Origin of the sequence: Ursidibacter arcticus (assembly GCF_009761375.1) — a bacterium.
Lineage (GTDB): Bacteria > Pseudomonadota > Gammaproteobacteria > Enterobacterales > Pasteurellaceae > Ursidibacter > Ursidibacter arcticus.
On record NZ_LEKM01000007.1, the window covers coordinates 1 to 14939 of the forward strand.

Consider the following 14939-nt stretch of genomic DNA (forward strand, 5'->3'; position numbering starts at 1 on the left):
TATAACTTTCCTTGTAGGGGCGCCACGCTGGCGTCCGAATGAAAAAAGACTTTGTCAATAATCTGAAGAGTATTAGCCTAATACTCCTTTTTTACTCTACTTACTAAAATAGTGCAACAATGGATCAGGATTTTGAATATATTGAGCAAGATTTTTCTTATCAGGGTGGCCCAAATAAGGAATTTGACCTAATAGTGGAGCATCAATTCGTTGGCTTAATAACTCAATGAGTTCAGAATAATGACGTAATCCTGGGTTAATTCGGTTTGCAACCCAACCAACTAAAGTTCCCCCTTGTTGCTGAATTGCATAAGCAGTTAATAATGCGTGATTAACACAACCTTCTTTAATACCAACAACCAATACCACTGGCATTCTATTTTTTCTAACCCAATCTGCAAAGCTCAACTCTTTATTGATAGGCGTTAGCCAACCATAAGTACCTTCAACCAATACATTCGTATATTTCTGTTGAAGGCGATTAAGATCTTTATTGAGTTTCTCATCTGAAATATGGCGAACAGCATCCAAGGCAGCAAATACAGGTGTACTTGAGTGAATAAAAGAATAGCTATTGATCTCTCGATAATGTACAGGGTAAATACAGCTCTCTTGAATAATCAATACATCTTTATTATCTTCGCACGCATAATCATCTTGATTTGGTTCAGTGGGTAACGAATCATCGCCCCCACAAGCAATGGGCTTATACCCAACAACAGGAATTTCATATTGAGAAATAGTTTGTAGTAATGCACGGGTTACAATCGTTTTTCCTACGTTGGTATCCGTTCCTGCAATAAATAATGCTGGCATTTTTTCTCTCTAAAAGTAAAAATTTAATACCAGTCTAACAAACTATTTACAATTGAATTATGTTTTGAATCAAATTTCCGTTATAAATTTCATATTTTATTGCCACAGATGGAATTTCTGGACTATCCCATTCATATTGGCTAGTGACTAAATCAATATTTAACCCATCTTGACGAAGATTAGCGGTAATTTTCTGTTCAATTTTTGCAAACAGCATATTTTTAATTGATAGCAAAGGAGAGCAGAGCATAATTTTTTCTGTTGAGAAGATACTGATTAAATTGAGTAAAACATAAGATAAATTATCGCAAATATGTTCTAAAATGAGTAATGCAGAAGGATCTTCTTCTAAAATAGCCTGACACAAGCTATCAATTTTAGCTTGCAATGTATTGTGATTATCAGGGTAGTAATGATCTATTAATTTAGCCAATGCAGAAAAAGTAATTTGATTCACAAGTTGATACCTTTCAATATCACTTAAATCTTGCCCAACTATATCGCTTAATTCACTAAATTTAGGCATTACCATTCGATCAACGTTCATTCGTTTATATTCATTCTTATGAAGTAGCTCTCCACGCAATAGAACACTAAGATTGATTTCATCATCTAGTTGTAGAAAAATAACATCATCGTGGCTGATTAAGCTACCTAACGTAGATTCTGCCAGTAACCAGAGTTGAAAATGCTCATTGATAAGAATCGGTTTATTGAGACGTTTCTCTAATATATTACGCAAGTTACAATGTAACGCTTTGCTACCTAATTGGGTCACGATATTCTTAGTTTTATCAAGTTTACCCACAACACTGACAGAAACAGCAAATAACCTTTCATTATCAATCGGATGATTTCCCAGAAAATCATCTAATGCATTTAATAACGCTTTATCAATAATCAAATCATCTGATAAGGGATATTTTGCTTGATAAATCGGTTTGCCCGATAACTCACACAAAAAGATGGAAAGTGTTGTTGAAGAAATCGTTATACACAAATAATTCCAGTGAAAAGGGGAGAGCGATAACCCCACAGCAGGACGCCCACGACTAGGTAAATTTTGTGCTGTTCGCTCTAAAATAAGGCGATTATCAATTAAAATTTTAGTAAGCCCTGTAATAGAAGCGGGGGCATAGCCCGATAATTTTGCAATATCAGTACGAGAAATTAGTTCAAATTGTTCAATGAGTTGGTAAACTTGCCCAAGATTTTGATATTTATAATCATTAGAAGCGGTTTTCATATATTCCCTTCATTATCACTCCATAAGATAATTTCTTTATTTTGCAATCTTTGGATAAAATGGCAAACTGTTTTACTCAATTATGCGATAAAGCTCACAAAATTATTTTATCTTACGAAAAAATTATATCTTTTAGCAAAGAAGTGAATAAAAATGAATCAACAGATTGAATTTAATTGGATCCAAACTAATCAAGAACTACAAACAGCCTGTTTATCAATACAGCAACAATCTCTTTTAGCACTAGATACTGAATTTGTTCGTACTCGAACTTATTATCCACAGCTAGGACTCATTCAGCTTTATGATGGCAAGCAAGTATATCTTATCGATCCTTTGAACATTACCGATTTTTCACCTTTTATTGGGCTATTAAGCAATCAAAATATATTAAAAATACTGCACGCTTGTGGTGAAGATTTAGATATTTTCCAACATTATTTTAAACAAATGCCTGAGCCAATGATTGATACTCAAGTAATGAGTGCCTTTATTGACTTAGGTTCATCAATTGGTTTTTCTAAATTAGTGGCTAATTATTGTCAAGTTGAACTGGATAAATCCACTTCACGCACAGATTGGCTCAAACGCCCACTAAGCGAAAAACAGCTACAATATGCCGTTTCAGATGTATGGTATCTATTGCCTGTCTATCAGCATATTAAAACACTATTAGCTCAAACTGAGTGGGAAAGTGCAGTAAATGAAGAGTGCCTAACACTTAAACAAAAACGCCAAATAGAACTCAATATTGAAAAAGCTTATAAAAAAATCGCGAATGCGTGGCAGCTTAACTCCACAGAATTAACGATTCTCAAATTACTTGAAAAATGGCGAATTGAAGAAGCACAAAAACGAGATATTGCGTTAAATTTTATCGTAAAAGAACAAGCATTATGGCAAATTGCAAAAAATCAGCCCAAACATACCGCTCAATTATTGGAATTTATGCATCCAAACGAAGTAAGACGTTATGGCAAAAAGTTGTTGTTATTAGTTGAACAAGGGAAAAATATCCCAAAATCTGAACAGGTATCAGAAATTAAGCGTTTAATTGATGAGCCGAATTACAAACGAGATTTAACTTTTCTCAAAAAATCATTAGAAAATACTAAACCACATAATTTAGCGGTTGAGCTTTTTGCAAGCAAACGTCAATTAGATCAATTATTCAAATGGCATATTAAAGGACAAAGCGAACAGCATCTACCTGAATTACTACAAGGCTGGCGAGAACCTTTTGGTAAAAAATTATGGGAAAGTTACCGCTTGTTTTTGAGTGATACGAGTGAAAAATGAGAAAAAAGTGGAAACAAACAAGAAAAAATATAACAATCTCACAACTAGCCGAAGATAACCAGAAAGTGATTGAAGTGATTGCTACTTTAATTTAAGGAGATACAATGTCATTTGACTTTTTTACCCTGAAAACTTACCGAGCCAATCACCCTGCGTGGCGATTACTTTGTTCTGATCACGCACCGTTAATTGTAAGCTTTTTGCATAAATCATTTATTGAACCAAATGAACGCTTAATGGAAGAATCTAGATTAAGCGAAATGCTAGAAGATACACTATTTCAATTGCGTGAACAGCTAGGTGAAAAAGCCTTTCCCAAAACAGCAAAAGAGTACCTTAATGATTGGGCAGCAACAGAAAATGCTTGGCTACGTAAGTTTTATAAAACAGGTAGTGATGAAGCACAATTTGACTTAATGCCTGCCACTGAAAAGGCGATCAGTTGGTTAAATCAGCTTGCTAGCCGCCAGTTTGTGGGAACCGAATCACGTCTTTTAACCCTGTTTAATTTGCTCAAAGATATTCGTCAAGGCAGTGAGCTTACCCCTGAAAAACGTATTGCCGAATTGGAAAAACAAAAATACGAAATTGAACAGGAAATTGCCAAAGTGCGAGCAGGAGAACTTTTTCTATTAGATGACACTGCAGTCAAAGAGCGTTTTTTACAATTCAGTCAAGGGGCGAAAGAATTACTTTCTGATTTTCGTGAAGTCGAACACAATTTCCGCCAGCTTGATACTAAAGTTCGCCGTCAGATTGCGTTATGGGAGGGTAGTAAAGGAGAGTTACTTGCCGAAATTATGGGAGAACGTGATGCCATCTCAGATTCTGATCAAGGGAGAAGTTTCCGAGCTTTTTGGGATTTTCTACTTTCACAGCAACGTCAACAAGAATTTAGTGAGCTACTTGAACATATTCTTTCCTTACCCGCTATCCGTTCGTTACACAGCGATCTACAACAACATATTCATTATGATTGGTTGGAAGCGGGCGAACACACTCAGCGTACCGTTGCCCAACTATCCCAGCAACTCCGTCATTTCTTAGATGATAAAGCGTGGCTGGAAAATCGCCGAATTATGGAGATATTTCGTAGTATTGAAAGCAAGGTATTTGAATTATCGGAAGACACTATTAGAGGAGATGCAATGAATCTCAATGAAGCAAAAATTGAGTTAGCATTGCCAATGGAGCGTCCTCTTTATGCACCAGTACAAAAAATGCAACTAGAGAATACAATACTTGAGTTAGGAGCAGAAAATCTTGCCGATGCACAAGCTTTATTCCAACAATCTCGAGTGGATAAAACACAGCTTATCCAACATATTCGTCAAAGTTTACGTACTGAAAGCCAAATATCTTTACAAAAAATTATCGAAAACCGACCGCTTGAGCAGGGGTTGGCAGAATTAGTCAGTTATTTGCAGCTTGATCAACAACCTTATTTTAAATTGGTTATTGATGAAGAACACCAAGAAAAAATTAGTTGGCAAAGCGGAAATAAAATCCGTAACGCAGTATTACCGAAAATTATTTTTACTAAATAAAAAGGAGATAATGGTGTTTAATAAAGAAGATTCTACCTTATCGGATATTCTAATTGCTTTAATTAAAGGCATTGTTTATCGAGAAAATAATGAAAAATTGTGGGGCGAGTTATTGAATAAGCATAATGAAGTCAGCGATTATTTTTCATTACTGCACTTAAATTTAATTTTAGATGAAGCAGAAGGTTATGCTTTTTTAAAAGGTAAACCTGATACCGATGAAACTATTTACCCGAAACTTACCCCACGCCGTCAATTAACTTTCCAAGTCTCGCTTCTACTGACATTGTTACGTAAAAGTTTAGTTGAGTTTGATTCAGAAAATAGCGATACTCGTTTAATTTTAAGTCAAAGCCAATTAGAGGATTTGATGAAAACTTATTTAAAAGAAGAAACGAATCAAGCCAAATTGTCAGATAAAATCGAAAGCTATGTTAATAAAGTCGTAGAATTAGGCTTTTTACAGAAATTAAAATCCCATCAAAATGAACCGCACTATGAAGTCAAACGTATATTAAAAGCCTTTATTGATGTGGAATGGTTAAATAATTTTGATCATTGGCTGGCAGAATCATTAAATGCGCAAAGAAAATAAAAGGGGAATAAATTATGCAGCAGGGCTTAGAATTAGAATTTTTAGAAGATAATAATTTAGCGGGTTTTCGCCTTCAAAAATTGGAAATATTAAATTGGGGAACCTTTAACCAAAAAATCTGGCAATTAGAAATCAATGGCAAGAATGGTTTATTAACAGGCGATATTGGTTCAGGAAAATCTACTGTGGTTGATGCTATTACGACTTTGCTCGTTCCAGCTAATCGTATTGCTTATAACAAAGCAGCAGGGGCAGAGAGCAAAGAGCGGAATTTACGTTCTTATGTGTTAGGTTATTATAAATCGGAGCGAGATAATGAAACAGGTATCGTCAAACCAGCACAGCTTCGCAGTAACAGCAGCTATTCAGTTATTCTAGGGGTATTTTATAACGAAGGATATGACCAATATATCACGCTTGCTCAAGTTTTTTGGTTAAAGGAACAGCAAACTCAGCCTGCACGCTTTTTTGTTGGTGCTGAAAAGCAACTTTCCATCAGCGAACATTTCGCAAATTTTGGCTCAGAAATAACCGCTTTACGCAAAAAACTGCGTCAAATGGACATTGACACTTTTGATACGTTTCCGCCGTATTCAGCTTGGTTTCGTCGCCGTTTTGGTATTCAAAACGATCAAGCCTTAGAACTTTTTCACCAAACCGTATCAATGAAATCCGTCGGTAATTTAACCGAGTTTGTCCGTAGCCATATGCTAGAGCCTTTTGAAGAAACTCAGCAACGCATTGAACATCTTTTACTTCATTTTGATGATTTAAATCGTGCTTATCAGGCAGTATTAAAGGCGGAAGATCAAGTTAGTTTACTCACTCCGATTGTACAGTCTTGTCAGCAATATCAGCAAATAGAGCAACAAATTGCGACTATTTCATATCAGATTGACCAACTACCGCCTTATTTCAATATGCGTAAATGTCAATTATTAGAGAAACAATTAACGCAATTAGAGCAAGAATGTCAAAACACAAGTGAAAATATTAAACAGTTAGAATTAGTTAAAGCAGAGCAGGCTAAAAAACTCGATCAAATTAAATGGGATATTCAACAAAATGGCGGAAATCGTTTAACGGAATTAAAACAGCAAATTCAAGAGAAAGAACGAATTAAAACGGAACGTTTAAGTAAATTTGAACAGTATAAAAAACAGATTACCGAATTAGATGAAATTATAGCCACAAATCAAACAGATTTTATTGCGCAGAAGAGCAAACTTGCTCAAAAACATCAGCTAATTGAACAGCAGATTACGGAGCAACGCAACCTAGAGGTTGAGGCAACAACGGATTTACGCCATTTAGAAAAAGAGAGCAGTGGTTTAAATGATGAAATTCAAAGTTTAAAGCAGCGTGAAAATAATATTAGTCGCCGTCAGATTGAAATTCGTCAGCAGTTATGCCAAGCATTAAATTTGAATGTAGAACATTTGCCTTTTATTGGTGAATTATTACAAGTTAAGGAAAGCGAGAAAGATTGGGAAGGTGCAGCAGAACGTTTATTACATAATTTTGCTCTTTCAATGATTGTTTCTGAAGAACATTATGCCAAAGTTGCGGATTGGGTAAATAACAATCATCTCAATGGGCGAATGGTTTATTACAAAGTCAATAAAGATCAAACAATGTTAAGCAGTGAATTACACCCTGATTCACTTATTTATAAATTAGAAATTAAGCCAAATACACCATTTTATCAATGGCTTGAAAATGAATTATATAAACGCTTTGATTTTGCGGCTTGTGATTCTGCTGAACAATTTCGTCGAGAAAGTAAGGCAATTACCCAAAAGGGGCAAATTAAAGATAAAACGGGAAGACACGAAAAAGATGACCGTTATCGCATTGATGATCGCAGCCGTTATGTTTTAGGTTGGTCGAATGCCGAGAAAATTACAGCCCTAACTCAAACGCTTAAACAGTGTGAACGCCAACTAAATCAAATTCAGCAAAAAATTATTGGCTATAAACAAACGCAAAGTACATTAGATAAACAGAATAAATTACTGGTACGTTTAGAGGCATTCCAAACTTTTGCGGAAATTGATTTTGAAACAACTGTACGAGAAATTGCCTTATTAAACGATGAATATCAGCAATTACAAGCCAGCTCAAATATTCTGAACCAATTAAATGCTCAATTAAAAACGCTAGAAATTGAGGTGAAGGAGAGTGAGAAGAAATATGTTGAGCTTATTACTCATAAGGGGGGATTAGATAGTGGAATTAACTCAACCAAAACAGATTTAGAAATGACGGTGCTGTTGGTGGAAGAAACACCTATCGCACCTGATTTAATAGAGAAACTCAATCAAGACTTAAATGAATTATTAATGTCGCTAAATCGTCGTAGTTTAACCTTGGCAAACTGTAGTGATATGGAAAATAAATTACGTACTAAATTTACGAGTGAAAATAAGATATTATCCAGCAATCAAGAGCGAGAAAGAGATAATATCACCAAAAAAATGTCGCAGTTTAATCATAAATATCCGCTTGAGACTAATGAATTTGATCCGAGTATTCAATCCTATCTAGAATACGAAGCCTTTTTAAATCGCCTCAATGCTGACGATTTACCGAAATTTGTTGCTCAATTTAAAAAGCTATTGAACGAAAATACGATCAATGAGATTGCTAATTTAAATGCCCAATTAAATCGGGAAAGAGAAACCATTAAACAGCGAATAGGCATTATTAACCGCTCACTTGAAAGCATTGATTATAATCCTGATCGTTATATTTCGTTAGAAACAGAAATCAATCCTGATGTAGAAATTCGTCAATTTCAGCTCGATTTGCGAGCTTGTACGGAAGGGGCAGTTACAGGATCAGAAGGTAACCAATACTCTGAAGCTAAATTTTTACAAGTGAAGGCTATTGTTGATCGCCTTCGTGGGCGTGAAGGCTTGACAGAGCAAGACAAACGCTGGACGGCAAAAGTTACTGATGTACGAAATTGGTTCTTGTTTTCTGCTACTGAGCGTTGGCGAGCGGATCATTCTGAACACGAACATTATCCAGATTCTGGCGGTAAATCAGGTGGGCAAAAAGAAAAACTTGCTTATACTATCTTAGCTGCAAGCCTTGCTTATCAATTTGGTTTGGAATTTGGTGTAACTCGTTCAAGATCTTTCCGCTTTGTGATGATTGATGAGGCTTTTGGTCGAGGTTCTGATGAGTCAGCACAATACGGGCTACGTTTATTTAAACAGCTTAATTTGCAGTTACTCATTGTTACTCCGCTACAAAAAGTGGATATTATTGAGCCTTTTGTTTCCAGTGTGTGTTTGGTGAAAAATCAGGACGGGGCAAATTCTCGTTTATTGAATTTAACCATTGAAGAGTATCAGATACAGAAAGCAGCGGAGCAGTTGAATGCTTAATTGGACAACGGAAAAAACGATTAAAAACGAGTTGATAAAACGCTGGGAAAAGGGGAGTTTTCTAAGCCAAGAAATCTCCCAAGAATCGCTTTTTCCATTGAAGCTCAAATTAGCAAAACCCACATCCGCTGATATTACTAGCCAGTTTGAACAGGTGCGAAAGTGGGTAATGCATTTAACTTCACTTAATTATTTAACGATTGAATGGAAAACCATTAATCATCGTATTCAAGGTGAGCAAAAAATTCCTGAAAATATTTATATCGCTGATCTTGAAACATTATTGACTTTATTAAATAAGAAAAAAGAATATCGCTCTTTTTTACAAATTCTGCAAATTTCTCAACATATTGAACCGCTTGTGTTACCTTGGTTAGCGAAAAATGCTTTAAAATCTTTAGCATTAGCAGATGATTGGGAGAAACTACTCTCCGTTGTCATTTGGCGGAAAACTCATTCCAAACCACATATTTATTTACGTCAAGTGAATATTCCAGATGTGCATACTAAATTTATTGAAACTCACCGAACAGTATTAGCTGAGTTATTAGATTTGGTGTTAGATGAAACAGAAATCCAGCGAGAATATAGCGGCATTTCACAATTTGCTTTGCGTTATGGCTTTTTAGATAAGCCGAAACATATTCGCTTACGGAATTTAGATAAAGACTATCCTATTCAACCAAGCAGTGCATATAGCGATATTTATTTAGATAGCCTAACTTTTTCCCAATTAACACCCAAAATTAAAAAGGTGTTCATTATAGAAAACGAAATTAATTTTTTATCATTTCCCGAAATTCCTCATAGTTGGGCGATATTTGGTGCAGGTTACGGTTGGAGTTTATTAGCAAATGCCACCTGGCTATATCAATGCCAAATATATTATTGGGGCGATATTGATACGCACGGTTTTGCCATATTAAACCAACTACGCAGTTATTTCCCCAACACAATTTCATTTTTAATGGATAGCGAAATGCTACTTGCACATAAGTCTTTTTGGAGTAAAGAAGCAAAACAGCAAACAGGAGAACTTCGGTATTTAACTGAAGCGGAAAACGAACTTTACGCTGCATTAGTGAATAATACATTTGGAGATAATGTGAGATTAGAACAGGAGTTTGTAGGGTTTGATAAAATAAAAGTTGCACTAGGACAAGAAGGTCTTTAGCTCAAATTTTTTGAAAACAAGTAAGTATTAATAGGATAATAAATTGGTTTGTTATTGAAATTATAAAATAAGTTTTAAATTTCAATTTTTAAACTTAATAGCAATAAATTTCGCATAATGTAGATTATGTTAAATTAAAAATAAAAATCAGGAAAAATAATGAAATACGAAGATCAAAGTTTACAGGCACTAAAATTAGGACAGCAAACAAACTACCTTTCACAATATGATGCAACCTTACTACAAGGAGTACCTAGAAAATTAAATCGTCAAGACTTAGGTATTATTGAACACCAACCCTTCTCTATTGGTTGTGATTTGTGGACGGCTTATGAAATTTCGTGGCTAAATATGAATGGTGTTCCGCAAGTTGCTATTGCTGATATTTTTGTTGATTTCCGTAGTGAAAACTTAATAGAGTCTAAAAGTTTCAAGCTCTATTTAAATAGTTTTAACCAAACTAAATTTAGCTCTTTTCGTGAAGTTGAACGTGTGATTCAGCAAGATTTACAGCACTGTGCAAATGGCAATGTTGTTGTGAAATTACATCCTCTATCAAACTATACATCACAACCTATTGTTGCGTTTTCAGGTGATTGTATTGATGATCAGGAAATCATCATTGATGATTATAATTTTGATGCTAATTTATTAATCGATTGTACAGAAAATATTTGGGTGGAAGAAACTTTGACAAGTCATTTATTGAAATCAAATTGCTTGATTACTCAACAACCAGACTGGGGAAGTGTTCAAATTCACTATGTTGGTCAAAAAATTAATCGGGAAAAATTATTACGCTATATTGTGTCATTTCGACAACATAACGAATTCCACGAGCAATGTGTAGAACGAATTTTTTGTGATTTGATGCGTTTTGCTAGCCCAGAAAAATTAACTGTTTATGCTCGTTACACTCGTCGAGGAGGCTTGGATATTAACCCTTATCGTTCTAACTTTGAGCTCTCCCCTACCGAAAATACGCGATTGGCCAGACAGTAATCAATTCATATACCAATTATTATGGTTACATTGTCACGATTATAAAAGGTAATTTTTGATATTTGAATAAATATTGATGCTTTTCAAGCTTTTGTGGGGATAATAATTTATTTTAATCCGTAAAAAGTGTATTCTATGCGGGTATTCACGTTTTAAGCGTGTTCATTCACTTCAACATATTAGGTAATTTTAATTATGTCTAAAAACTTAGTTCTCATCTTAAACTGCGGTAGTTCATCGCTAAAATTTGCAATTTTAGATCCAGCAACAGGTGACGAGAAATTATCTGGCTTAGCGGAAAATTTCCACTTAGCAGATGCTCGTATCAAATGGAAATTAAATGGTGAAAAAGGTGCAGCAGATTTAGGTGCGGGTGCAGCACACAGTGAAGCATTAAATTATATTGTTTCAAATATTTTAAGTGCAGAATTAAAAGATAGCATTGGTGCTATCGGTCACCGTATCGTTCACGGTGGTGAAAAATACACATCTTCTATTGTTATCACGCCAGAAGTTATTGAGGGAATCAAAGAAGCTGCTGCATTTGCACCACTTCACAACCCTGCTCACTTAATTGGTATCGAAGAAGCATTTAAAGCATTCCCTGAATTAAAAGAGAAAAACGTAGCCGTATTTGATACAGCGTTCCACCAAACAATGCCTGAACAAGCATACTTATATGCTCTACCTTACTCTCTTTATAAAGAACATGGTGTTCGTCGCTACGGTTTCCACGGAACAAGCCACTACTATGTAAGTCGTGAAGCGGCAAAAGTATTAGGTATTCCAGCTGAGAAAGCAAACATCATTACTTGTCACTTAGGTAATGGTGCATCTGTTGCTGCAATCCGTAATGGTGAATGTATTGATACGTCAATGGGCTTTACACCGCTTGAAGGTTTAGTAATGGGTACACGTTCAGGTGATTTAGACCCTGCTATCATTTTCTTTATGCACAATACTTTAGGAATGTCAGTAAAAGAAATTGAAGAAACTTTAGTGAAAAAATCGGGTTTATTAGGTTTAACGGAAGTTACTAGTGACTGTCGTTTTGCTGAAGATAACTATAACGACAAACCAGAAGCTAAACGTGCAATGGATGGTTTCTGCTATCGTTTAGCAAAATATATCGGTTCTTATATGGCAATTTTAGGCAATGACCGCTTAGATGCTATCGTATTCACTGGTGGAATTGGTGAAAATGCAGGCCCTGTGCGTGAATTAACTCTAAATTACTTGAAATTATTCGGTATTAAAGTAGATAGCGAGAAAAATACCGCAGCACGTTTCGGTAAATCGGGTGAAATTACCGCAGCAGATTCAACATTCCGTGCATTTGTTATTCCAACAAATGAAGAACTTGTTATTGCACAAGATACTGCGCGTTTAGCGTTATAATAACTAACCTGCCGTAAGGCAGGTTTTTATTTTTAGCTCAAGCGGTCAGATTTGATTAAAAATTTGCAAATTATTGATGAAAACTCCCCGCTTGTATCAACAAACTCAAACTAAAGTTAGGAAAAAATTATGTCAAGAACAATTATTTTAATCCCAACGACAACAGGGGTTGGCTTAACAAGCGTCAGCCTTGGTCTTGTTCACGCCCTTGAACAAAAAGGTGCTAAAGTCGGTTTTTTAAAACCCATTGCTCAACCAATTAGCGGTGAAGATACTTTAGATCGTTCTACAACCATTATTCGTGCAGCACAATCAACAGAAACTGGTGAGCCGTTTATGTTAAGTGCAGCAGAAACATTGATTGGTCAAAATCAATCTGATGTTTTACTCGAGAAAATTGTTGAACGCCATCAACAATTAAGCAAAAACTGTGAGATTGTTGTAGTTGAAGGGTTAATCCCGACACGCAAAAATTCTTATGCAAATAGTATCAACTATGATATTGCTCAAGCACTTGATGCAGAAATCGTATTAGTTGCTGCACCTGGTGCAGATAAACCATCTGAACTAAAAGAGCGTATTGAAGCTGCTGCATCTGAATTTGGTGGACGCCACAATCCTAACCTGTTAGGTGTTATCATCAATAAGTTCAATGCGCCTGTTGATGAGTCTGGTCGTACTCGCCCTGATTTAACAGAAATCTTTGACTCATTCCAACACAGCGTAAATACTGAAAATGAAGTTGAGAAATTATTTAGTCAAAGCCCAATTAAATTATTAGCTTGTATCGCTTGGAACTCAGATTTAATTGCAACTCGTGCAATTGATTTAGCAAAACACTTAAATGCAGCCATTATCAATGAAGGTGAAATTCACTCTCGCCGTATTCGTAGCGTAACTTTCTGTGCAAGAAGCCTTCCACATATGGTTGATCACTTTAAAGCAGGTAGTTTATTAGTTACTTCTGCCGATCGTCCTGATGTATTAGTGGCAGCATCTCTCGCTGCGATGAATGGTGTTGAATTAGGAGCTATTCTTTTAACGGGTGGTTATAAAATTGATTCACAAATTGCCAAACTTTGCCAACGAGCATTTGAAACTGGTTTACCTATTTTCCGTAGTGAAGGTAATACGTGGCAAACATCATTAAGCCTACAAAGTTTCAGCTTAGAAGTGCCTGTTGATGATAAAGAGCGTATTGCAGCAATTAAAGAATATGTTTCATCACAAATTGATGGTGAATTTGTAGATCGTATTTCAACAGCCTCTGTTCGAGCTCGTCGTCTCTCCCCTGCTGCTTTCCGTTATCAATTAACGGAGTTTGCTCGTGCAGCGAAAAAACGTATCGTACTACCAGAAGGTGATGAACCTCGCACAGTTAAAGCTGCTGCATTATGTGCTGAAAGAGGCATCGCAGAATGTATTTTATTAGCAAACCCTGATGAAGTACAACGTGTTGCAGAAGCTCAAGGGGTTCAATTAGGTAAAGGTATTACGATTATTGATCCTGTTACTGTTCGTGAAAACTACGTTGCTCGTTTAGTTGAACTACGCAAAAATAAAGGTATGACGGAAGTGGTTGCTCGTGAGCAATTAGAAGATAACGTTGTTCTTGGCACAATGATGCTAGAAGCTGATGAAGTTGATGGCTTAGTTTCTGGTGCGGTGCATACCACTGCGAATACAATTCGTCCACCTATGCAAATTATCAAGACTGCACCGGGTAGCTCAATTGTATCTTCTGTATTCTTTATGTTATTACCAGATCAAGTACTCGTTTACGGTGACTGTGCAGTAAACCCAGATCCAAGTGCGGAACAATTAGCAGAAATTGCAATTCAATCGGCAGATTCTGCAAAATCATTTGGTATTGATCCTCGTGTTGCAATGATTTCTTATTCAACAGGGACATCAGGCTCAGGGGCAGATGTTGAGAAAGTCGCTGAAGCAACTCGTCTGGCAAAAGAAAAACGCCCAGATCTCATTATTGATGGTCCACTACAATACGATGCTGCGATTATGGAAGATGTTGCTCGTTCTAAAGCACCAAACTCCCCTGTTGCAGGTAAAGCAACGGTATTCGTATTCCCTGATTTAAATACAGGTAATACAACCTATAAAGCCGTTCAACGTTCTGCTGATTTAGTCTCTATTGGCCCAATGCTACAAGGTATGCGTAAACCTGTAAATGACCTTTCTCGTGGTGCATTAGTTGATGATATTGTGTACACCATTGCATTAACAGCAATTCAAGCAACACAATAGAATAAGAATTGTAGGGGCAAATAACATTTGCCCCAGATTATTGACAAAGTCCTTTTTCATTCGGACGCCAGCGTGGCGTCCCTACAAGAAAAGTTATAACCAATTGAAAAATAACAGATTTTATTTTGTTGTGTAGGGACGCCACGCTGGCGTCCGTTTATTGAATACAACAAATTGAGGTTTGTCATCAGTCTGAATCATT

General features: G+C 36.0%; 10 protein-coding genes. 8 read left to right on the forward strand and 2 right to left on the reverse strand.

Features of this window, described 5'->3' with window-relative positions:
* Positions 1 to 96: 96 nt before the first annotated feature.
* Together bioD and A1D25_RS00070 are read right to left on the reverse strand one after the other, a co-directional pair.
* Positions 97 to 816: a dethiobiotin synthase gene (bioD, locus tag A1D25_RS00065; RefSeq protein ID WP_157393693.1), complete on the reverse strand. Its 720-nt coding sequence runs from the start codon at positions 814 to 816 to the stop codon at positions 97 to 99.
* Positions 817 to 862: 46 nt separating this feature from the next.
* Positions 863 to 2062, reverse strand: coding sequence for an ROK family protein (locus tag A1D25_RS00070; protein ID WP_157393694.1), 1200 nt, complete (start codon positions 2060 to 2062; stop codon positions 863 to 865).
* A gap of 153 nt (positions 2063 to 2215) precedes the next feature.
* On the opposite strand from A1D25_RS00070, the gene rnd reads away from it, so the two are divergent.
* From rnd to pta, 8 genes are all read left to right on the forward strand, one after another.
* The gene (gene rnd, locus A1D25_RS00075) at positions 2216 to 3361 is read left to right on the forward strand and encodes a ribonuclease D (RefSeq protein ID WP_157393695.1); all 1146 of its coding nucleotides are present in this window, start codon (positions 2216 to 2218) and stop codon (positions 3359 to 3361) included.
* Between the two features lie 104 nt (positions 3362 to 3465).
* Entirely contained in the window at positions 3466 to 4908 is a 1443-nt protein-coding gene (locus tag A1D25_RS00080; protein WP_157393696.1) for a DUF3375 domain-containing protein, read from the forward strand.
* 10 nt (positions 4909 to 4918) lie between these two features.
* Entirely contained in the window at positions 4919 to 5503 is a 585-nt protein-coding gene (locus tag A1D25_RS00085) for a DUF4194 domain-containing protein (RefSeq protein WP_157393697.1), read from the forward strand.
* A 14-nt stretch (positions 5504 to 5517) separates the two neighbouring features.
* On the forward strand, positions 5518 to 8898 hold the full coding sequence (locus tag A1D25_RS00090; RefSeq protein ID WP_157393698.1) for an ATP-binding protein: 3381 nt from the start codon (positions 5518 to 5520) through the stop codon (positions 8896 to 8898).
* The gene (locus tag A1D25_RS00095; RefSeq protein WP_157393699.1) at positions 8891 to 10072 is read left to right on the forward strand and encodes a Wadjet anti-phage system protein JetD domain-containing protein; all 1182 of its coding nucleotides are present in this window, start codon (positions 8891 to 8893) and stop codon (positions 10070 to 10072) included. Before A1D25_RS00090 ends, A1D25_RS00095 begins: the two co-directional genes overlap by 8 nt.
* Positions 10073 to 10231: 159 nt before the next feature.
* Complete coding sequence (queF, locus tag A1D25_RS00100) at positions 10232 to 11074, forward strand: NADPH-dependent 7-cyano-7-deazaguanine reductase QueF (RefSeq protein ID WP_157393700.1); 843 nt, start codon at positions 10232 to 10234, stop codon at positions 11072 to 11074.
* A gap of 195 nt (positions 11075 to 11269) precedes the next feature.
* Positions 11270 to 12472, forward strand: a complete 1203-nt coding sequence (locus A1D25_RS00105; RefSeq protein ID WP_157393701.1) for an acetate kinase — start codon at positions 11270 to 11272, stop codon at positions 12470 to 12472.
* 129 nt (positions 12473 to 12601) lie between these two features.
* Positions 12602 to 14737 (forward strand): phosphate acetyltransferase, encoded by a 2136-nt coding sequence (gene pta / locus A1D25_RS00110; RefSeq protein WP_157393702.1) that lies wholly within the window; start codon positions 12602 to 12604, stop codon positions 14735 to 14737.
* The last annotated feature ends 202 nt before the right edge of the window (positions 14738 to 14939 follow it).

Coding starts and splice junctions, on each gene's coding strand:
- A1D25_RS00070 (WP_157393694.1), bottom strand. CDS start 2,062: ATGAAAACCGCTTCTAATGATTATAAATATCAAAATCTTGGGCAAGTT.
- A1D25_RS00105 (WP_157393701.1), top strand. CDS start 11,270: ATGTCTAAAAACTTAGTTCTCATCTTAAACTGCGGTAGTTCATCGCTA.
- A1D25_RS00090 (WP_157393698.1), top strand. CDS start 5,518: ATGCAGCAGGGCTTAGAATTAGAATTTTTAGAAGATAATAATTTAGCG.
- bioD (WP_157393693.1), bottom strand. CDS start 816: ATGCCAGCATTATTTATTGCAGGAACGGATACCAACGTAGGAAAAACG.
- rnd (WP_157393695.1), top strand. CDS start 2,216: ATGAATCAACAGATTGAATTTAATTGGATCCAAACTAATCAAGAACTA.
- pta (WP_157393702.1), top strand. CDS start 12,602: ATGTCAAGAACAATTATTTTAATCCCAACGACAACAGGGGTTGGCTTA.
- A1D25_RS00085 (WP_157393697.1), top strand. CDS start 4,919: ATGGTGTTTAATAAAGAAGATTCTACCTTATCGGATATTCTAATTGCT.
- queF (WP_157393700.1), top strand. CDS start 10,232: ATGAAATACGAAGATCAAAGTTTACAGGCACTAAAATTAGGACAGCAA.
- A1D25_RS00095 (WP_157393699.1), top strand. CDS start 8,891: ATGCTTAATTGGACAACGGAAAAAACGATTAAAAACGAGTTGATAAAA.
- A1D25_RS00080 (WP_157393696.1), top strand. CDS start 3,466: ATGTCATTTGACTTTTTTACCCTGAAAACTTACCGAGCCAATCACCCT.